Source organism: Ruegeria sp. O5 (assembly GCF_056535105.1).
Window position 1 is genome coordinate 1 of record NZ_JBQERN010000022.1, and the last position, 20,875, is coordinate 20,875.

Here is a 20,875-nt window from a genome sequence, read left to right on the forward strand (position 1 = left end):
CAGAGCCAATGATCCCAAACGCATGTTCAATACCATGCATCTGCAAAACCTTAACAAAGGCCTCTTCCGTCGTCATCTTCATAGGGGTGTTTCCTTATCTTCGGAACGCCAAAGCGTTGGTAAATTACAGTATTTCGTCTCGGAGGTAATAGCCGACATAGGCTATACGCTGACCCAGGCGGCGGAAGGGTGTCAGGATGCCATGGCTGGGCAGCGGGGACGTGAAGATCGGCAGGGCAAAGGCCTTGTCTTTCTTGCCCGCAATCAGCTGTGCCATACGACGCCCGGCCTGAGCCGAGTACATCACGCCGTTGCCACCATATCCCATCGCGTAGAACACGCGCTGTTGCGGATCTGGTTGAAAGATACGCGGCATCATATCGTGGCTGACATCGACCCAGCCCCACCACGAGTAATCGAGGTTAATATCCGTCAACGCCGGGAACTTTCGGGCGAGGCCCTTCTTCAGAAGCTCCAGATGTTTTTCGTTCTCGGCATCCCGCCCCGTTACCGCGCTGCGGCTACCGATCTGCATCCGGTTGTCGGGCAATAAACGATAGTAGTGGCGCAAGGTGCGGGTGTCCGTCAGGGGTGATTTGGTCTGAATGCCACACTCATCCAGTTCGGCCTGGGTCAGCGGCCGTGTCACCATCGAGTTTGACAGGATGGGCATCAGGCGGTGCTTTGTGCGCGTGTTCAGGCCCGGTGGGGTATAGCCCGCGGTTGCCAAGGCCACCGTTTTGGCGCGGACGATGCCGCCCGGTGTGCGCAGGTGATGCACGCCGCTCTTCGTCTGCCATCCCATGACCGGGCTGCCAGTGTGAATTTTCACCCCCAGACGGCGCGCCATGTTGACGTAGCCGAACGCCAGTTTACCCGCATGGATGCAGGTCCCGTCGGGTTCCCACATGGCACCTGCGGCCTCCATATCGCGCACGTGCTTTTCGTGAAGTTCTTCCCGGGAGAGGATGCGCGAACCATAGCCGAACACGTCGTTGAGCAGCTTGCTCTCTTTCTTGAGGGACGGCATGACCTTGTCGCGATGCGCGATGTAGTAGTGGCCACCCGGCTGGGGATCGCATTCGATATCGTCGGACGCAATCAGATCGTTGAACAGCTGAAACGCTTCTGTGACCTCGGCATGCATGCGCTTGGCCACGTCCGTTCCCCACCGTTCGATCCATTGCGACCGCTTGAGCCGCCCGGATGAAATCTGGGCCTGCCCGCCGTTGCGGGTGGAGCAGCCCCAGGAGACGGTATTTGCTTCTAAAACAACGGCTTGAATGCCGTGTTCCTTGGCAAGATGGATGGCGGTGGACAGGCCGGTATACCCCGATCCGATCACCACCACATCTGCATCCATATCGCTGGACACAGGTCCATCATCGGCCGGAGGTGTTCCGGCCGTTCCAATCCAATATGTGGGCGCGTGGTCGCGATTGTGACCCGGACCCGCATCAATGATCGGGTCATATTTGGGGTCATAGCTGGCCTTGGGCCAGTGACGCGGGATGCTGTTATCCACCATTCTTGTTTTTCTCCGAGGCTGCGCGCAGGGCGGCGGATCAGGCTTTGAACATTGGGCGCGTTTTGCGAAGCGCCTGTTTTACAACGATTTTACCGTCACGAACCGTGAACAGATCCGCACCTTCAGCTTCGATCCGCATACCGTTTGCATCGGTTCCCGAGAAGGTCCACTCGGACACCGCACGATCACCGTGGACAAAATGGCTGTGATGATCCCAATGGGCGTCTTTCATGCCTGCCCAGACGCCCGAAAACGCAGCGGCGATGGCTTCGGCACCTTCAACCTTGTTGCCGTATTTTTCGTCACCGGCCACGGTGTAGAACACGCAGTCGTCGGCGAAGTGGGTCATCACCCCGTCGATGTCGTGGCGGTTAAACGCGTCAAACGTATCCGCCAGGTCCTGCGCGGTCAGGGTTTTGTTCATTTTGTACTTCCTTGTCAGTGGTGTTGTTACATTTCGTCCGGGTTCGGAACGATCAGTGTCGGGATCCTCGAGCGCCGCAAAACGCGTTTTGCGACCGTGCCCAGAAAGGTGTGCGAAAAGCCGTGATCATGCGCGCCCAGCACGATCAGATCACAGCCCAGTTCGACCGAGCGGCGCAGGATCACTTCGGCCGGATGGCCATCTGTCACCTCGACCGAGGTAACCTGATCGCGAATTTTCCCGTCGTCGCCGTCGAACTGCGCCCAGAACTTGGCTTGCCGTTCGGCCAGAACCTTGCGCACCATCTCGTGACGACGCTCAATCGCGGTCTTGCGGGTCTCTTCGTTCATGATGAATATTTCCATCGTGATCTTGGCATCCTCCGACAGGGGTTCATTCACATGCAGCACGTGAATCTCCGCCCCGGTGGCCTGCGCGATGCTGGCGGCATGGCGCATGGCGTGACCCGAGTTTTCGGACAGGTCGGTGGCAAACAGGATGTTGGTGACCATCTGTTTCATGTCGTCATCCTTTCAGATCAGTAGCCAAACAGCCGTGGGAGCCACAGCGACAGTTCAGGGAAGAAGGCGATAACGAAGATCGCCACCGTGTTTGCAGCCGCAAAAGGCAGCGCGCGCAGCGAGATCTGTTCGATCGAGATGTTCGAGATACCGGATGCGATGAACAGGTTCTCGCCCAGCGGCGGGGTCTGGAACCCGATGCCCAGCGTACAGACCATCACCACGCCAAAATGGATCGGGTCAATACCCACCGAATAGGCCACCGGCAGCATCACCGGAACAAGGATCAGGATGGTGGCCAGTGTTTCCATGAACATGCCGACGAACAGCAGGAAGAAGATGATCAGCGCCCAGATCACATAGAGGTTGTCGGTAAAGCTGAGCATCCCTTCTGCGATGATTGCCGGGATCTGGTTTTCCACCAGCAGACGACCAAACACCGTTGCTGTGAACAGGATCAGCAGAACGCGGCCGGTCAGCCATGTGGTGGCTTCAAGCGACTGGAACAGCGACTGCCAGGTCAGTTCGCGATAGATGACGACACCCACGAACAGGGTATAGAAGATCGCGACGATTGCAGCCTCGGTCGGGGTGAAAAAGCCGGTATAGATACCGCCCAGGATCACCAGCGGAGCCATCAACGACCAGAACCCGCGATACATCTCGCACCCGACATTGCGGATCGACCAGCCCTCGGCGACGCCTTTGTAGCCGCGCTTTTTCGACATGAAATAGTTCAGGATCAGCAGGCTGGTGGCGATCAGGAAGGCGGGTACAAACCCGGCAATGAACAGTTTCGAAATCGAAACCGACTGGAAGGTGCCGAATTTCTCGACCGCTTCGGGTGGCGGGGCCATACCGAGCGCGGCAATGCCGAAGATCACCATCGGGATGGAGGGAGGAATGATAATCCCGAGGCCGCCAGAGGACGCAGTGATCGCCGAGGCATAGCCGCGCTCATAGCCGCGGTCGATCATTGCCGGGATCATCAGCATCCCAACAGCCGCGGTTGTTGCCGGGCCCGAGCCCGAAATTGCACCAAAGAACAGACAGGCCATGACCGTTGCGGCCGAAATACCACCGGTGAAAGGACCGGCCAGACTTTCGGCAACGTTGATCAGGCGTTTTGAGATACCGGCAGCCTCCATCAAGGCCCCGGCGAGGATAAAGGCTGGCAGCGCCATCAGCGGGAACGAGCCCACGGATGTAAAGGCGATCTGCACGAATTTGATCGGGTTATCGCCCAGATAGAGAAACGAGATCAGCGACGCGACACCCAGCGCCACCGTGATCGGCGCGCCAATGAGCAGCAAGAACAGAAATGATCCAAACAGGACCGTGACGATTTCGGATTCCATGATTTAACCCCCTGCCCTTAGGATTTCTTTGCTGCTTCGGTCGCAGCTTTGATTTCGTCGAGGTCGATCTGATCGGGATCGTGAATGTCCTCGCCTTTGACAAGGCGGAGGTAATTCACCTGAATGATGCGGACGGTCATCAGCGCAAACGCGATGGGCAGCACCATGTAGATATACTTCATCTCGACACCCAGGGTCTGGGATTTCCAGAACTTGTTCATCTTGTTGAAGACAAAATCTGTCGCCAGATAGAGGAAGTAGACATTGAAGAAGAGCCAGAAGAGATCGGCGAAGGCTTCGATGTACTTGATCGCCCCCTCAGGCAGGAACTTGAACTGGAATGTCACGCGGTTATGCGCCCCTTTCAAGGCGGCGTAACTTGCGCCGAAATAGACGAACCATACGAACATGTAGACCGAGAGTTCTTCGATCCAGCTGACCGAAAAGCCGAAGACTTCGCGCGCGATGATCTGCACGAATAAAAGGCAGACAAAGCCGGATAAGAGTATCCGGCAGATGACACTTTCTATGTTGTCCAGAAATTTCCAGAACATGTGGTTTCACTCCTCCCTGAGATGAGAAGAGCGCCGTGGCGCTCTTCCCGGTATCGCTCTGCGGCGATTATTGCTGCACCGGCTCGCGGCCGATGGCTTCCAGAACGGTGTTCAGTTTTTCGACGCCACCGATGGAGTCGTAGAACTGGGGCCAAACGGCACCTGTTGCCAGTTCGATGAACTCGGCTTCGTCGTTTTCGGGATCGATGATCTCCATGCCTTTGGCGGTCAGCTCTTCCTTGATGGCGGCCTCGGAATCCCGCAGGAATTGTGCGGATGCCAGGGTGGCTTCTTGTCCTGCTTCAAGGAGGATTGCCTGATCTTCTGCGGACAGGTCCTGGAAGACCGCTTCTGAAACGATCAGCGGTTCAATCGAGAAGATGTAGCGCAGGTTGGTGACGTGGTCCTGAACCTCGTAGAACTTCATCGCGTTGATGGTCAGGTAAGGGTTGTCCTGCCCGTCGACCACCTTGGTTTGCAGACCGGTGAAGGTTTCCGACCATGCCATCGGCGTCGGGTTGATACCCCATGCCTTGTAGGTTTCGATCATGATCTCGTTCTTGGGAACGCGGATGACCAGATCCTGAAGGTCAGCAACCGATTTGACCGGTTTTTTCGAGTTGGTCAGGCGGCGGAAACCGGTATAGGTCCAGCCGATGATGCGTACTCCGGCATCACGGATGGTGTTTTCGACCAGTTCCTGACCGATTGGGCCCTGGGTCAGCTTTTCGGCATCTTCCAGGCTGAGGATCACGTAAGGCAGCGTGAAAACACCGACCGAAGGCGAGAACGGCGTGATGTTGTTGATCGCCAGCAGAGACATATCCAGCGTGCCGATCGCCGCCTCGTTCACGGTGTCCTGTTCGGACCCCAGCTGACCGTTCAGGAACAGCGTTGCGGTATGTGCACCGCCCGATTTCTCTTCCAGCGCCTTGACGAAGGCGATGCCCAGAGCTTCCTGTGCGCTTCCTGCGCTATCGCCCACCGCGATCTTGAAGTTCTTCGCATCAGCCGTGCCTGCAACCATCAGTGCAGCAACGGAAACGGCGGCGCTGATGGTGCCAAGCTTTTTGATAAATGACATGGATGTCCTCCCATTTGTCGTGTTTCGAGGTGCGCGATGGCCTGGGGAGAAGGTGGCCAGTCCGATTCTGCCTCGGCCACAAGAGGCTATCTTGCCAACATGGTTTCGTCGTTGTTAATATTTGCGTGAAAGGTTTCACAAATGTCGAACTTTTAATATGAGACAAAACCCACTGGCCACCCGCATCGGGGACACGGACATCCGCCTTCTTCGGGTTTTCAAAACCGTTGCGGAAAGCGGAGGGTTTTCAGCGGCGGAAAATGAGCTCAACATCGGGAAATCAACAATCTCGAAACACATATCGGATCTGGAGCTTCGGCTGGATCTGAAGCTGTGCAACCGTGGCCCGGCGGGTTTTTCCCTGACTGAAGACGGCGAGAAAGTGCTGGCCGCGACTGAAGACCTGCTGATTTCGGTTTCTCAGTTCAGAACCGAAGTCAACGAGATCAAGCAGCAACTGGCAGGAAGTATCCGCGTGGCGTTGTTCGATCAGTGTACCACGAACCCAGAAGCGCGCCTTGCCCGCGCCATTCACAGGTTCAACGAAGCCGCCCCTGCCATCCAGATCGAGTTGTCGATCGAACCGCCCAACGTCATTGAGACCATGGTTATCAGCGGGCAGCTGGATGTCGGGATCATCGCCCTGCACCGCCCCTCGGCAAGCCTGCATTATGCGCCACTTTATGGGGAAAACATGTTTCTGTATTGCGGGCAGGACAATCCGTTGTTCAGCCAGTCCGCTGACACGCTGAGTTTGCGGGACATTCAGGCGTACAACTATGCGGGTCTGAACGTGAATTCGCCCAACCTGATCTATGGCCAGCAACTGGGGTTTCGGCGCGCTGCCAAAGTGCAAAACGAGCAGGCTCTTGCAATTCTTATTCTGTCAGGCAGCTATCTGGGCTTTCTTCCGGACCATCTGGCGCAGGAATTTGTCGAACAGGGGCTTATGAGGCAGGTGATGCCGCAGGAAATCAAATACAGAACGCGCTTTGCGGCGGTGACACGGAAACATCCGGATCCGACACGTGCGGCCAAGCTGTTTCTGGAAACCCTGCTGAGCGTCCATTCCGACGTGCCCTGAGCCCGGCCTCGCCGCCTGTTTGCGCGTGGGCACTCCGCAAGAGGATTTGTTCACTGAAGGCATACGCCAACCGGGTGTGCGCGGCCGCGCTTGTCTTGTCCACTCGGGCGTAAGGCATGAGGAAAATGGGTCCAAAACGTCTGATTGAAAACAAGTTTGACTTGGCAATTCCAGTTTGATTTCAATCAGCAAAGACCCTCACCTTTTGCCCCCAGACAACCGGAGAGCCGCATGTCATCCGACCCTGTTGCCGCCTTGCGCACTCAAACCGATCACGAGGCGCTATCATGAGCCGCGATGCCTTGCTGCAACCTTATCAGCTAAAGCACCTGACGCTGAAGAACCGGATCATGACGACCAGTCACGAACCCGCCTATCCCGAAGATGGGATGCCGACGGAACGTTATCGTGCCTATCACGAGGTGCGGGCCAAAGCGGGGGTTGCGATGACCATGACGGCGGGGTCGGCCGTTGTCAGCCGCGACAGCCCGCCTGCGTTCAACAATATCCTAGCTTACAAGGACGAGGTAGTCCGCTGGATGGCGGAGCTGACGGATGCCTGCCATGCCCATGGCTGTGCGGTGATGATCCAGCTGACCCATCTGGGGCGGCGCACGGGCTGGAACAAGGGTGACTGGCTGCCATCCCTGTCGCCGTCGCACGACCGGGAACCGGCGCACCGGGCCTTTGCCAAGAAGATGGAAGATTTCGACATCGCGCGGATTGTGACCGATTACGCCGATGCTGCCGAACGGATGCAGGCCGCCGGGCTGGATGGAATTGAATTGCAGGCCTATGGCCATCTTATCGATCAGTTCTGGTCGCCGATGACCAATCGGATGGACGCGCCTTTTGGGGGCAATCTGGACAACCGGTTGCGCTTTGGCTTCATGGTTCTGGATGCAATCCGCGACCGCGTCGGGCGCGATTTCATCATAGGGGTCCGTTACACCGCCGACGAGGTGGAAAAGGGCGGCATCACCGAAGCGGAAGGGCTGGAGATTGCCCGAAGGCTGCGTGACAGTGGTCAGGTCGATTTCCTGAACATTATTCGCGGGCGTATTCATACCGACCCGGCCATGACGGACGTGATCCCGGTTCAGGGCATGAAAAGCGCACCCCATCTGGATTTCGCCGGGCGCGTGAGGGCCGAGGTTGGGATGCCGACCTTTCACGCCGCGCGCATTCCCGATGTGGCAACGGCACGGCATGCGGTGGCCTCGGGCCTGCTGGACATGGTCGGCATGACCCGCGCACATATGGCCGATCCGATGATCGTTGCCAAAATCCGGGCCGGACGGGAAGAGGACATCCGGCCTTGCGTTGGCGCCACCTATTGTCTTGACCGCATTTATCAGGCGGGTGAGGCGCTGTGCATCCACAACCCGGCCACCGGGCGCGAATTGTCGATGCCGCATGTGATCCCTGCTGCTGAAACGCGCCGCCGCGCGGTGATTGTGGGCGCAGGCCCCGGCGGGCTTGAGGCCGCGCGGGTCGCGGCCGAGCGCGGGCATGACGTCACCGTTCTTGAGGCCGCGCCCGAACCCGGCGGTCAGGTGCGGCTGACCGCGCAATCCCGACGCCGGTCCGAGATGATCGGAATCATCGACTGGCGCATGGCCCAATGCGCGGCGCGCGACGTGACATTTCGGTTCAACACCTTTGCGGACGCCGATGCTGTAACCGCGCTTGCGCCGGACATGGTGGTGATCGCAACCGGCGGGTTGCCCGAGGTGACGGTTCTGGAGGCGGGCAACGATCTGGCGGTTACTGCCTGGGATATCCTGACCGGTGATGTGCGCCCCGGCGACAATGTCCTTATCTATGACGATGCGGGGGATCACCCGGCCCTGATGGCGGCTGAGGCTATCGCGCAAGCAGGGGGGCGGGTAGAAATCATGACCCGCGACCGCAGTTTTGCCCCCGAAATCATGGGGATGAACCTGGTGCCCTACATGCGCGCCCTGCAAAAGACTGGGGCTGTGTTTACAGTCGCCCGGACGCTGAAATCATTGGTGCGATCAGGCAATCAGCTGGAGGCAGCTATTGGAACGGATTACTCGGACCTGACAGAAAAGCGCCTGTATGATCAGGTGGTTGTCAATCAGGGTGTATTGCCGCTGGATGATCTGTACTTCGACCTGAAACCGCTGTCGCGCAACCTGGGCGCCGTGGATTATGAAGCGCTGGTTGGCGGGTCCGGCCCCGTGTTTCCGCAATCTGTCCCAGAGGCGGGGTTTGATCTGTACCGGATCGGCGATGCCGTTTCATCGCGCAACACGCATGCCGCCATTTATGATGCGCTGCGCTTGGGGCTTCGGTGGTGAGATCAATGAAGCACACCACAAGCAGCCTTTCACCTGACAGTCAGTCAAAGGAACGGACATGAGCAACACAGAGGTCATCGAAACCGTTTGGATTCCCATGCCGGACGGCGCAAAACTTGCGGCCCGGCTTTGGCTGCCCGGATCGGCGCGAACAACGCCTGTTCCCTGTGTTATGGAATACATCCCCTATCGCCGCCGGGATCGCACCCGGATGCGAGATGAAAGCATGCATCCGCATTTCGCCGCGGCGGGCTATGCGTCGATCCGGGTAGATATCCGCGGTTATGGCGACAGCGACGGGATTCCCGAAGACGAGTATTCGCATCAGGAGATTCAGGATGGGCACGACATCATCCAGTGGATTGCCGATCAGGACTGGTGCGACGGAAATGTCGGAATGTTCGGCAAAAGCTGGGGGGCGTATAACGCCTTTCAGGTGGCCGCGACCCGCCCGCCTGCGCTGAAGGCGATTGCGCCGGTGATGGGAACGGATGACCGCTGGCGCGAGGATATTCACTTTTACGGCGGCTGTCTGGCCAATGACAATTTCTGGTGGGGCTCGATCATGCAGCTGTACAATGCCATGCCGCCCGACCCCGAGATTGTGGGCGCGGATCGCTGGATCGACATGTGGCGCGCACGGTTGGAGGGGGTCGAATTCTGGCCCGCCATGTGGCTGGAACATCAGACCCATGATGACATGTGGCGGCGCGGCTCGATCTGCGAAAACTATGCGGATGTCGATGTGCCGGTGTATTTCTTTGGCGGATGGATGGACCTGTATCGCGACACGCCGTTCCGCATCGCGGAACACCTGAGCGGGCCGGTCAAGATCCTGATGGGCCCCTGGGCGCATCTGTATCCGCAAGAAGGGGTGCCGGGGCCCCGGGTCGATTTCGTCGGCGAGGTGATCCGGTTCTGGGACCATTGGCTGAAGGGGATCGACACCGGCCTGATGGACGAGCCGCCGCTGCGGTTTTTCCTGCAAGACAGTGCCGCCCCGTCCGGAACTCATGTACACCGCGAGGGGCGGTGGATCGAGGAGCCGAGCTGGCCATCGCCAAATGTCCAAGACCAGCCCTTGTGGCTGAATGACGGAACGCTGGACGCCTCCGCCGGGTCGGGCGGGGTGATGGCGGTTTGTTCGCCACAGAATTTCGGGGCCGCAGCGGGCGACATGTGTTCCTTTGCAATACCCGGAGATATGGCAGCGGATTGCCGGATCGAGGCCGCAGGGGCGCTGCAATTCAAAGCAGAGCCCTTGGAAAAGCCCATAGATATTCTGGGCCAGCCCTCGGTTGACCTGACTGTTTCTGCCGATCGGACGCAGGGTTTCGTTGCGGCCCTGCTGGTGGATGAGGCCCCGGATGGCGCGCAGACATTGATTGCTCGCGGGTTCTGCAACCTGACGCACCGGATCAGCGACACTGAACCGGTGCCGATTATACCCGGCGAAGACATGCGCGTGACTGTCCCGCTTTATGGAACCGGTTATCGGGTGTTGGCGGGTCATCGCATCGTTCTGCAAATCGCGTCTGCCTATTGGCCGGTTCTGTGGCCAGCGCCCGAGCCGGTTACACTGACGATCCGACCCGGCACATCGCGGCTGATCCTGCCCGTGCGCAGCCTGCGAGATGACGCGCCAGCCCCACGCCCTCTGCCCGAACCTCAGCGTCCTGACGTCGCCCCGCGGAAGACAAACGTCCGCTCCGGGTCGATGGAGCGTTCGGTCCACACCGATCTGACCAATGGTGAGGTGACACACAGGTATTTCCTTGACGGGGGTGTCTTTGGGCCGGTGGGCGATATTCGCCTTGACGATATCGGCACGGTGCTGAGCGATATGTCGGATCGACGCTATACCATCCAGCCGGGTGATCCATTGTCGGCAGTGGCCACAATGGAGCAAACCGCCGGTTTCGACCGCGAAGGGTGGTCAGCCAAGATCTGGACCTGTTCCGAACAAAGGGCGACAGCGACCGAATTTCACCTGACCGCTCGCCTAAAGGCGTGGTCGGGTGCCGATCTGATCTTTGAGGACGAACAGTCTTATGTCATCCCCCGCAACGGGATGTAGGCGCAGAATGGTTTACAGACCTGCCGTCTTGAGGTGTGTGGGTTCACCGGATCGAAACTGTTCAGGGCGCTTATCCAGGGACAACGTGCATCAATCGGGACCGATCTTTGAGCGGGATTGCAAAACCCTGTAGCAATGGCACAAGGAAGAAGGACGAAGGAGTGTAGCCATGACGAGTTTTTCCGAAAACCTGCGCGCCCTGCGGCATGAGTTTCACCGCAACCCCGAGCTTGGCTTTCAGGAGGACTGGACCAAGGCCCGGATCGCCGATCACCTGAGAAACCTTGGCATCGAGGTGCATGAGGGTGTCGGCGTTGTTGGTGTTCTGCGAGCGGGTCATGGCAACCGGTCCATCGGTTTGCGCGCGGATTTCGACGCGCTGCCCATTACCGAGGCCAACAGCTTTGCCTACAAATCTCAGAACCCGGGCGTGATGCATGCCTGCGGCCATGACGGCCATACGACGATGCTGCTGGGCGCAGCCGAGCTTTTGGCCAGGGATCAGGATTTTGACGGCACCGTTGTCTTCCTGTTCCAGCCCAATGAGGAGCACGGGCTGGGCGCACGAGCGATGATTGAGGAAGGCGTCCTGCGGGATTTTCCGATTGACGAAGTCTATGGCGCGCACAATCTGCCGGGCGAACCCGTTGGACGGGTTTCAACCCGCGCCGGTGTCATTTGTTGCAGCGAAAGCCTATTCGAGATCACCATCACCGGTCAGGGCGGCCATGCCTCGATGCCCCATGTCGGGCGCGAGACAATCACGCCCGCAGCAGAGCTTGTTCTGGCCTTGCAAACCATCGTTTCGCGAAAGCTTGCCCCATTGTCTGGCGCGGTCGTTTCCGTGACCGAGTTCATCACCGATGGGCAGCGCAACGTCCTGCCGGGTCGAACAGTGTTGAAAGGGGACGCACGGGCGATGTCCCCCGATGACCGCGCGCGGATTGAACACCACATGCGGCAGATCGCGGCGGGCGTGGCGGAAAGCCACGGTGTCGCGGTGACGGTGGATTTCCGGGCCGAATTCATCGAGGCAATCAACGATGCCGACGCCGCAACCCATGTGGTTTCAGCAGCAAAAACGCTGGGCTTTGAGGTTGACGGCGACCGGACCGCCATGTCGTTTTCCGAGGATTTCGCGGAAATTGCGGCTGCGGTTCCGGGGTGTTTTCTGCTGATCGGCAATGGAACCGAGGGGTCGAATGGCCGCCCCCTGCACGCGGACGATTATGATTTCAACGACGCGCTGCTGCCATTGGGGGCAAATCTGTGGGCCGAACTGGTGCGGCAACGTCTGCCAGTTCCCACCTGAATGCGCGGGTCGATCCTTGGATTTTCCGGGTCGCCCGCTCAGGTCGCCTCAAACATTCGCCCACGGATGCCGGACTTTTCCAGAATGATCAGCGTGCAGCTTCGGTGGACACGCGTGCCGAACCCGACCATTCAGCACCGGATGCGCCGGTCAGGAACCCATCGCTTAGCCTTATACCGGGATCGGCGGCGCGCAGCGCATGTTCCAGATCGCCCCTGCCAAGCTGACCATCCAGCCGCTGTCGGTAGAGGGCGCAGAGCCTTGGGAACCCCTGAGATTGCGGCGACAGTCGCAGGGCCGAGACGCCCGCGCTTTGCAGCAACTCGACCTGATGGTCCGTGCAGGCATAGCTGTCTGACAAGGTCTGCACGCCGTTCATGGCCATGAATGGTTGTCCATCGCCGGTCAGCACATCCAGCCCGTCGGGGTCGTTTTCGCAGGCAAACTGGCAGTTGTCTTTGCTGCGCCCATGCAGGCGCGCGTGGTAACACCGGCCGGAGATGGCCAATGGCAGGCGACCGTGGCCCCAAACCTCGACCGCGACACCCAGACTGGCGGCGGCTTGTGCCAGAACCCTGACCGAGGCGATTGGCAGTTCCGGTGGCAGGCAAATGCGGCGCGCGCCACGTGACGCCAGCCATACCAATGTGCCTTCGTTATAGACATTGATCAGGGGTCCGACATCGAAAGCCGTGTTCTGGGGCAGATGCGCCAGCGCGGTCAGGTCGTTGATCTCGACCGTGACCCCCAGATCCGCCAGATCGGCGGTCAGCTTGCGTTCACGCTTGAGCGTCACCAGAGCAAGACTGGTCAGCGCAACCTGTTTGCCAGCCTCAACCAGTCGGGTAATCGCGTCGGGGATCCGGTCCTGATAAAACGGCAGGCGCTTGGAACAAACCAGCTCGCCCAGCACGATGCGATCGACGGAGGCATGGGCCAGATCCCCATAAAAAGACATCCAGTTCTCGGCGGGCCAGAAAAACTGGTTGGGGCCAACGGTCAGTTCCATCACGCTATCTCCAGGTCTTTTTGTATGCGCCGGTTGTCATGGCCTGCCCTTCGGACAAACGGGCCAACATCCCCTCGGGCAGAGGGCGCCCGGCCTCAAGCGCGTCGACAGCGGCACGGAAGTTCCGAACCACCTGCGCAACGTAGGATTTCGAGCGCTGGCGCCCTTCGATCTTCAGCGCAGTGACACCGGCCTTCTGCAATTGCGGGATCAGTCGTTCCGCGTTCAGGCTGACCGGGTCTTCGAACAGGTGGCCCGTCTTTTCACCTGCGGAAAAGCACCCTTTGCACAATGTCGGATAGGGTGCAGGCTGGTTTCGTTCGACCCGGTGGATCAGGTAGCCACCCAGACGGGTGTTCAACGCGCCCTTGTCGTTCTGGTATTCGACATGGCTGGCGGGCGAACAGACGCCATTCATGTTCGGAGACAGCCCGGTGGCATAAGAGGACAGCGAACAGCGACCTTCGGCCATCACACAAAGCCCGCCGAACACAAAAACCTCGGTCTCGACTTCTGTTTCGGCGTTGATGGCGGCGATTTCGGGAACCGACAGCACGCGCGGCAGGACCACGCGTTTGACGCCGAAGGTTTCGGCATAGAAGTTGATCACATCGGCATTGGCGGCTGCGGCCTGCACGGACAGGTGCCTGCGCAGCCCCGGATGGTTGCGCGCAGCATAATCCAGCAACCCTATATCGGCGAGGATCACGGCATCCGCGCCGCAGGTTTCCGCATCGGCCACCGCGCGGTGCCAGATTGCTTCGCTGCCGGCGCGGGGAAACGTGTTGATCGCGACCAGTACCCTGGCCCCGTGGTCATGGGCAACGGCAACGCCCGCGCGCATTTCGGCCCGGTCGAAGTTCAGACCGGGAAAGTTGCGCGCATTGGTTTCATCATTGAAGCCGCAATAGACCGTATGCGCCCCGGCCTTGACGGCTGCGCGCAAGGCGGCGGGCGTTCCTGCCGGGCAGACGATTTCCATTACCATAGTACAGCGTCTTCCGGTCGGGCCAGGTACAGGCCGGTTCGACGTTCCACCAACGCGATGAGCTGCTTGAGCGGGCGCGCAAGCGGGCCGGAGAGGGTTGCGGCCTCGTGCGCGAGGTCCAGTTCCGCGTCGTCGATTGCATTGCGTAGCGCCAGCGCCGCAGCCGTATCGCCCTCGACCACCAGATCACGTGAGAAGAACAGCGCATCGCCGTCAAACGCGCCGTGAACCAGCCCAAGAAGGGCCGCCAGAGGGCCGGAAATACGCGCAACCCCTGTCCCGCCGCGCCGGGTCAGTGTCACCTTTGGGGCACCGCCATTCGGATTCAGCAGCAGGACAACAGGCAGATCGGTCGGATCAAGAACGAAAACTGATCTTCCGTATGCGCCAAGCCGTTGAAACATTTCCGGGTTTTTCTTTGCGATCCGGCGCGTGAAGACCGTCAGCGACAGCGACAAGGGGGCAAGCGGCGCTATCCGAAGCATCGCCGCCAAAGCCGCCGGGCAGCGCGGTATCGTGTTCTCAGGAACGGGCAACGAGACCTCCTGCTGTCTCAACATTGTGACCTTGGATGCCTTCCTAGGACGATCGCGATAGGGGTGACTTGACGGTTGTCAATTCGACCCCTCGCTTTCGTTGCTAGAGGGTGGACACCACCGTCGGAGCAACCCCATTCGCACCCTGCCGCAATATCCCAGCCTTCGGCATTTTCTGAAATGGTGCGAGGACACCGGACAGTTCAGGCGCATCCCTGATCCGGTTTCCGTACGCCACCAGATGACCGCTGTTCACCGCGCCGTGCTTGAGGCGGGCGGACCGGTTCTGCAATTTGACCACCCGACAGACGTGTCCACTGATCGGCTCGATACGCCGGTCGTCGTCAACCTGTTCGGAACGGCAGAGCGGGTTGCTGCCGGGCTGGGTGTCACACCCGACGGGCTGGACGATCTGGGCGCCTTTCTGGCCGCGCTGCGAGCCCCGACGCCGCCGGACGGGGTGCGGGATGCGCTGGCCAGATGGCCGATGCTGAAGGCGGCCCTGGCGACCCGGCCGAAACTGGTCAGAACTGCCCCGGTTCAAAGCCACTGCCACAGCGGGGCGGATGTGGACCTGACAGCGCTGCCGGTCCAGACGCACTGGCCCGGTGATGTCGGGCCGCTGATCACATGGCCCGTGGTCCTTACCCGGCCCTACGGCAGCGATTCCAGCGCAGCGCAAGGCTATAACGCGGGGGTTTACCGCATTCAGGTGCTGGACCGGAACCGTGTCATCATGCGCTGGCTGCCTCATCGCGGCGGCGCGGCGCATCACCGAAGCTGGGCGAGGTGCGCCGAAAAGATGCCCGTCGCCATTGTGCTGGGCGCAAACCCCGCGACGCTGTTGTCGGCGGCCTTGCCCTTGCCAGAGGCGGTATCCGAGCTGACATTTGCCGGTGCCCTGAACCAGAAGCGCCCACATCTGATCCCGGCCAGAACCATCCCCCTGCTGGTCCCTGCAGATGCCGAGATTGTTCTGGAAGGTTGGGTTTCACCAAGCGAAACCGCCCCCGAGGGGCCTTTTGGGGATCATACCGGCTATTACAACCCGGCTGAACCCTTTCCGGTGATGCAGGTCAGCGCTGTCACCCATCGGGACACGCCGCTGTATCTTTCGACCTATACCGGGCGGCCACCGGACGAGCCGTCGATCATTGGCGAGGTGTTCAACCGCCTGGCCCTGCCGACCATCCGTGCGCAGATCCCCGAAATCCACGATCTTTGGCTGCCGCCCGCCGCCTGTTCCTATCGTATGGCAATCGTTGCCATCGACAAACGATATCCGGGGCAGGCCCGGCGCGTGATGATGGCTCTGTGGGGAATGCTGCCGCAATTCAGCTATACGAAAATGATCATCGCGGTCGATGCCGATATCGACCCGCGAAACTGGGAGGATATTGCCTGGGCGCTTGCCACACGCATGGACCCGGGCCGGGATGTGATGGTACTGGACAGGACACCTATGGATTATCTGGATTTTGCATCGCCCGAACCCGGTCTGGCCGGAAAAATCGGCATCGACGCCACGACGAAACTGGGCAGTGAAACGCAGCGGGAATGGGGGACGGTGATGCACACTGCGGATGGAGATCACGCCTTTGCGGAAGACCTTGTAAACCGATTGATGCCGGAGCTGAGAGCATGACAAACGCCCGTGTTGTTTTGGGGGTATCCGGTGCGTCGGGCGCGGCGTTGGGCATTGCCGTGGCCCGGTGTCTGGCATCATCGGATATCGAGACCGATCTTGTGGTCAGCGCAGCCGGGATGCGAACCCTTGCGCAGGAATGCGGCCCGGATTCTTTGCAAAACCTGCGGCAACTGGTGACGCGGCATCACCCGAGCGCCGATATCGGTGCCAGCATTGCGTCCGGGTCGGTTCCGGTATCCGGCATGATCGTTGCGCCCTGTTCCATGCGAACGCTTGCCGCGATTGCGCATGGGCTGGACGATAACCTGCTGACGCGCGCCGCCAGTGTTCAGCTCAAGGAACGCAGGCCGTTGGTTTTACTGACACGCGAAGCACCGTTGACGCTGGCCCACTTGCGCAACATGACGGCGGCGGCAGAAATGGGGGCCGTCATCCTGCCCCCGGTTCCTGCGTTTTATCTGAAGCCCGACACCCTGATGGATATCGTGTCCCAGATCGCTGCACGCGCGGTGGACTGCCTGCGCATTTGTGACCCGGTGGCGCAAGAGTGGCGCCCGCAATGCGCTGGTGGGTGAGTTCGGGCGCCTCCGGCGGGAGTATTTGGAAAAAGATGAAGTCGCCTGAAGGGCCGAGACGAGACATCTTTAGGAGCGTCTTATTGGCCTTGCCTGCCTGTAGACGGGTTTTGAGCGTTAACACCGCAGTCTGGCGCCTGTCGGGTCAAACGGTGCCTCGGCCAGTACGCGCGCCTTGTGCGGTTTACCGATGACCTGAATGACCACCTCATCGCCCGGCTGTGCCCTGTTTGGATTGCGGAACCCCAGCGCCAGCGATTTCCCGACCGAATAGCCGAACGCCCCCGACGTGACACGACCCACGGGCGCGCCGTCGGGGGTAAAGATCGGCTCACCCCCGGTTGCGTCGGCATCTTCGGTCACATCCAGTTCGAAGACGGACAGCACCTCGCGCGCGGGGTTGTCCTTGACGGACAGATAGGCGTCTTTGTGCAGGAAATCCTTGTCCAGCTTGATCAGACCTGCCAGCCTGACCTCTTGCGGCCAGTATTCCTGAGAATACTCGCGCCCCCACGAGCCATAGCCCTTTTCGATCCGCAGCGCCCCCAGCGCGCGCCCGCCCACCGGACCGCCACCACAGTCTTTGGCAGCCTCAAGCAGGGCGGTGTAGAGCGCCACCTGATCCCCCTCGGCGCAGTGCAGTTCCCAGCCCAGATCGCCGGTAAAGCTGACCCGGATGGCCACGCATTCGACACCAGCAACCGTGATTTTCTGCGACCGCATGAAGCGGAACGCCTCGTTCGACAGATCGGTATTGGTCAGGCGTGCCAGCGCTTCGCGTGACCTGGGGCCTGCTATGTTGAACCCTGCGATGCGGTCGGTGGCGACTTCAAGAGTTGTGCCCTGAGGCATTTCCACCATCTGAAAGAAGCGCTGATGATAGCGTTCGGCCATGCCCGACCCGATCATCATGTATTCATCCTCGGCCAGCTTGGTGATGGTGAAATCGCCCGCCACGCCACCGCGAACCGAGATCAGTGGCGTCAGACAGCTGCGCCCCACTTCGGTGGGCACCCGATTGGCCACCAGACGGTCCAGCCAGTCATGGGCACCGGGGCCCTTGATCATGTAATTGGCGAAGTTCGAAATGTCGATCACACCCACGCCGTCGCGCAGCATCTGCACCTCTCGGCCCACGGGCTTCCACCAGTTCTGGCGGGTAAAGCCGGTGGTCTCTTCCACCTCGGGCTCATCGGCGAACCAGAGCGGATGTTCCCAGCCGCAATTGAGGCCAAAGACGCAGCCCATCTGCTTCTGCATCTCATAGGCGGGGCGCACACGGGCCGGACGGCCTGCGCTGCGTTCCTCGTTGGGGAAATGGATCTTGAAGCGGTGGGTGTACGCATCCTGAACACGGGCCTTGGTGAATGCCTTGTCGGCCCAATCGCCAAACCGGGCCAGATCCCAGGCGAACATGTCATATTGCGGCTCGCCCTCGATCATCCATTGCGCCGCCAGCAGACCCAACCCCCCGGATTGCGAGAAACCGGGGATCAGGCCGCCGCAGAGGAAATAGTTCTTCAGCTCGGGCACCGGCCCCCACAGCATGTTGGCGTCGGGCGACCAGATCATCGGCCCGTTGATCACGCGTTTCACCCCGGCGGTCGCCGCAACCGGCACGCGTTCGGTGGCGCGGATCACGTTTTCCATGATCCGGTCCAGATCGTCGGGGAACAGATCATGGGCAAAATCCAGCGGCGTGCCGTCTTCGGCCCAGAATTTCATATCTTTCTCATAAGCTCCGATCAGAAGGCCGTTGCCCTCCTGCCGGAAGTAATATTCGCCGTCGCGGTCAGCGATCGAGGGCAGACGGCGCCCCAGGCTGGCCACTTCGTCGATGCTTTCGGTCACGAAATACTGATGCTCGGTCGGTTGCAGCGGCAGGGTCAGACCCGCCAGCGCCGCCACCTCGCGCCCCCAGAGACCGGCGGCGTTGACAACCCACTGGGTGTGAATGTCGCCTTTGGGCGTGCGCACGATCCAGCTGCCGTCGGGCTGTTGTTCGGTGCCTGTCACCGGGCAGAACCGTTCGATGGTGGCCCCCATGGCGCGGGCCCCGGCGGCATAGGCGTGCGGCACGCCCGACGGGTCGACATTGCCGCCTTCGGGTTCATACATGATGCAGCGGATGTCATCAAACTGCGCCAGCGGGTGCAGTTCCTTGGCTTCTTCACGGCTGACTTCGTAGAAGTTCAGACCATAAAACCGGGCTTTCGCCTCTTGCAGGCGCAGCTGGTGCTCACGCTCTTCGGTCTGGGCCAGATAGAGCGAGCCGGGCTGGAATACGCCGCAGCTTTGGCCGGTTTCCTGTTCCAGCTGTTTATACAGATTCATCGTATAGTGCTGGATGCGGGTGATGTTGTTGTTGTCGTGCAGCCCGTGGATATTCGCCGCTGCGTGCCAGGTCGAGCCGGAGGTCAACTCATTCCGTTCCAGCAGGACAACGTCGGTCCAGCCAAGCTTGGCCAGATGGTACAGGATCGAACAGCCGGCAAGGCCCCCTCCGATCACGACAGCTTGTGCATGGGTTTTCATGAGTGCATGTCCCTTGGTCCGCCGCAGCTCAGGCGGCGATTTCTTTCATGACAGCCAGAAATCTGGCGACTTCGCCGATTGAGTTGTAGTGGCACATCGAGACCCGGACGCAGGCGTCATAACCCAGCGGTGTCAATATGTTGCCAGAGTAATGGTCGGCCTTGCGCAAATGGGTGCGAATACCTTCATCGTTCAGCCGTTTGACGACATCTGCCGAGGCCACACCCTGAACGCGAAGCGACACCAGCCCTTCGCGTGCGGGGTTGTCGGCACCGCCCAGAATGGTGACCTTCTCCATCTCGGCCAGACCGCTCAGGTTGCCGGTGCCGTGGATCATCGCGTCGGTCAGCGCCTTTTCCTGCGCGTGGATGGCTTCGCCCGCTGCCAGAAATCTGGCACGCCGGTCGGTGGCGTCGCTGACCTGACTGCCAAGCCATTCGAAATAAGACACAACGTCGGACATGGTCGCATAAGCCCCGGTGTCGCGCGTGCCCATTTCCCAGTTATCTGCCGGGCCGTCCAAAAGGGCATTGTGTTCAAGTCGGGTCAGCCGGTCGGAAATCCACGCCACACCGTAGCCATGACGCGAAAACACCTTGTAGGGCGAGATCACGTAGCCGTCGACGTCATACGCGCTCAGGTCAATCTGGCCATGGGCGGCGTGCTGGATGCCATCGACAATGATGAAACAGTCTGGCGCCACGGCGCGAATAGCCTGCGAAACAGCGGCCACATCGACGCCCATGCCCGTCACGGGTGAGGTGTGCAGGATTGTCGCCACTTTGGTGTCGGGGGTGACGGCCGCAGCATAGGCGTCGGCTGTCACGGTGCCGGTATCGTCATCATGGGGCACCAGCACATGGGCCTGCCCGGCAATACGGGCCCAACGATCACAGGCTGACCGTGTGGCGGGGTGTTCCAGTGTCGACCCCAGCACAATCCCCGGACCGGTTCCCAGACAGGCGTTCATGATTAGCCGGAACAGAAGTTCGGTGCCGCTTTCACCGACAAAGAACTGACCACCGGGTGCATTCATGAAATCCCGCATATCGGCCTTGGCCGCGTTGATCGTGGCAACCAGCGCATGAGACCCCGGATTGTCGCGCCCCTGATTGTCGGGGATTGCGGCATGACGCGCCGAGCTGTCCAGCACGGATTTCAGTGTCAAAGCCCCGCCGGCGTTTTCGAAAAATATCCGCTCGCCCTGTTCGGGGCAGTGATCGATCTGGGCAAAACGGTCGCGGATCTGGTTCAGCAGATTTTCCGAAATTTGGCTCATGAAAAGAGGCACCTTTGTATTTTGTGAACGTATGAT

At 60.1% G+C, this 20,875-nt stretch carries 17 protein-coding genes; 6 read left to right on the forward strand and 11 right to left on the reverse strand.

The features are described 5' to 3' along the window. Positions 1 to 124 precede the first annotated feature (124 nt). The 6 genes from ACR0M3_RS18140 to ACR0M3_RS18165 form a co-directional block, all read right to left on the reverse strand. Positions 125 to 1,528, reverse strand: a complete 1,404-nt coding sequence (locus tag ACR0M3_RS18140) for an NAD(P)/FAD-dependent oxidoreductase (protein WP_480911988.1) — start codon at positions 1,526 to 1,528, stop codon at positions 125 to 127. Positions 1,529 to 1,565: 37 nt separating this feature from the next. Then, complete coding sequence (locus tag ACR0M3_RS18145; protein ID WP_209507924.1) at positions 1,566 to 1,952, reverse strand: nuclear transport factor 2 family protein; 387 nt, start codon at positions 1,950 to 1,952, stop codon at positions 1,566 to 1,568. A 26-nt stretch (positions 1,953 to 1,978) separates the two neighbouring features. Further along, positions 1,979 to 2,473, reverse strand: coding sequence for a universal stress protein (locus ACR0M3_RS18150; protein ID WP_209507926.1), 495 nt, complete (start codon positions 2,471 to 2,473; stop codon positions 1,979 to 1,981). Between the two features lie 17 nt (positions 2,474 to 2,490). Continuing rightward, the gene (locus ACR0M3_RS18155) at positions 2,491 to 3,831 is read right to left on the reverse strand and encodes a TRAP transporter large permease (protein WP_267366013.1); all 1,341 of its coding nucleotides are present in this window, start codon (positions 3,829 to 3,831) and stop codon (positions 2,491 to 2,493) included. Positions 3,832 to 3,848: 17 nt separating this feature from the next. After that, positions 3,849 to 4,385: a TRAP transporter small permease gene (locus ACR0M3_RS18160; protein WP_480496055.1), complete on the reverse strand. Its 537-nt coding sequence runs from the start codon at positions 4,383 to 4,385 to the stop codon at positions 3,849 to 3,851. Positions 4,386 to 4,452: 67 nt separating this feature from the next. Next, entirely contained in the window at positions 4,453 to 5,469 is a 1,017-nt protein-coding gene (locus tag ACR0M3_RS18165; RefSeq protein ID WP_267366014.1) for a TRAP transporter substrate-binding protein, read from the reverse strand. Positions 5,470 to 5,626: 157 nt separating this feature from the next. On the opposite strand from ACR0M3_RS18165, the gene ACR0M3_RS18170 reads away from it, so the two are divergent. From ACR0M3_RS18170 to ACR0M3_RS18185, 4 genes are all read left to right on the forward strand, one after another. Beyond that, the gene (locus tag ACR0M3_RS18170; protein ID WP_480508719.1) at positions 5,627 to 6,553 is read left to right on the forward strand and encodes a LysR family transcriptional regulator; all 927 of its coding nucleotides are present in this window, start codon (positions 5,627 to 5,629) and stop codon (positions 6,551 to 6,553) included. A 287-nt stretch (positions 6,554 to 6,840) separates the two neighbouring features. Beyond that, the gene (locus ACR0M3_RS18175; protein WP_480911991.1) at positions 6,841 to 8,880 is read left to right on the forward strand and encodes an oxidoreductase; all 2,040 of its coding nucleotides are present in this window, start codon (positions 6,841 to 6,843) and stop codon (positions 8,878 to 8,880) included. 58 nt (positions 8,881 to 8,938) lie between these two features. After that, positions 8,939 to 10,957 (forward strand): CocE/NonD family hydrolase, encoded by a 2,019-nt coding sequence (locus ACR0M3_RS18180; RefSeq protein WP_480911994.1) that lies wholly within the window; start codon positions 8,939 to 8,941, stop codon positions 10,955 to 10,957. A gap of 169 nt (positions 10,958 to 11,126) precedes the next feature. Then, entirely contained in the window at positions 11,127 to 12,269 is a 1,143-nt protein-coding gene (locus ACR0M3_RS18185; RefSeq protein WP_480911996.1) for an amidohydrolase, read from the forward strand. 88 nt (positions 12,270 to 12,357) lie between these two features. On the opposite strand, the gene ubiV is transcribed toward ACR0M3_RS18185, so the two are convergent. From ubiV to ubiT, 3 genes are read right to left on the reverse strand one after another with little or no spacing between them, the layout of a single operon-like run. After that, entirely contained in the window at positions 12,358 to 13,278 is a 921-nt protein-coding gene (gene ubiV / locus ACR0M3_RS18190; RefSeq protein WP_480508713.1) for a ubiquinone anaerobic biosynthesis protein UbiV, read from the reverse strand. Positions 13,279 to 13,282: 4 nt separating this feature from the next. Beyond that, positions 13,283 to 14,260 carry a ubiquinone anaerobic biosynthesis protein UbiU gene (gene ubiU, locus ACR0M3_RS18195; RefSeq protein ID WP_480508729.1) on the reverse strand — a complete coding sequence of 326 codons (978 nt, stop codon included), beginning with the start codon at positions 14,258 to 14,260 and terminating at the stop codon, positions 13,283 to 13,285. Continuing rightward, on the reverse strand, positions 14,260 to 14,802 hold the full coding sequence (ubiT, locus tag ACR0M3_RS18200) for a ubiquinone anaerobic biosynthesis accessory factor UbiT (protein ID WP_480912000.1): 543 nt from the start codon (positions 14,800 to 14,802) through the stop codon (positions 14,260 to 14,262). The genes ubiU and ubiT overlap by 1 nt, the downstream gene beginning before the upstream one ends. A 136-nt stretch (positions 14,803 to 14,938) precedes the next feature. On the opposite strand from ubiT, the gene ACR0M3_RS18205 reads away from it, so the two are divergent. Both ACR0M3_RS18205 and ACR0M3_RS18210 read left to right on the forward strand, forming a co-directional pair. Further along, positions 14,939 to 16,447: a UbiD family decarboxylase gene (locus ACR0M3_RS18205; protein ID WP_480912045.1), complete on the forward strand. Its 1,509-nt coding sequence runs from the start codon at positions 14,939 to 14,941 to the stop codon at positions 16,445 to 16,447. Beyond that, positions 16,444 to 17,025, forward strand: a complete 582-nt coding sequence (locus ACR0M3_RS18210; protein WP_480912002.1) for a UbiX family flavin prenyltransferase — start codon at positions 16,444 to 16,446, stop codon at positions 17,023 to 17,025. Before ACR0M3_RS18205 ends, ACR0M3_RS18210 begins: the two co-directional genes overlap by 4 nt. A gap of 117 nt (positions 17,026 to 17,142) precedes the next feature. On the opposite strand, the gene ACR0M3_RS18215 is transcribed toward ACR0M3_RS18210, so the two are convergent. Beyond that, positions 17,143 to 19,560: a GcvT family protein gene (locus ACR0M3_RS18215; RefSeq protein ID WP_480912005.1), complete on the reverse strand. Its 2,418-nt coding sequence runs from the start codon at positions 19,558 to 19,560 to the stop codon at positions 17,143 to 17,145. A gap of 28 nt (positions 19,561 to 19,588) precedes the next feature. After that, positions 19,589 to 20,839 (reverse strand): aminotransferase class V-fold PLP-dependent enzyme, encoded by a 1,251-nt coding sequence (locus tag ACR0M3_RS18220; protein ID WP_480912008.1) that lies wholly within the window; start codon positions 20,837 to 20,839, stop codon positions 19,589 to 19,591. Positions 20,840 to 20,875: the final 36 nt, after the last annotated feature.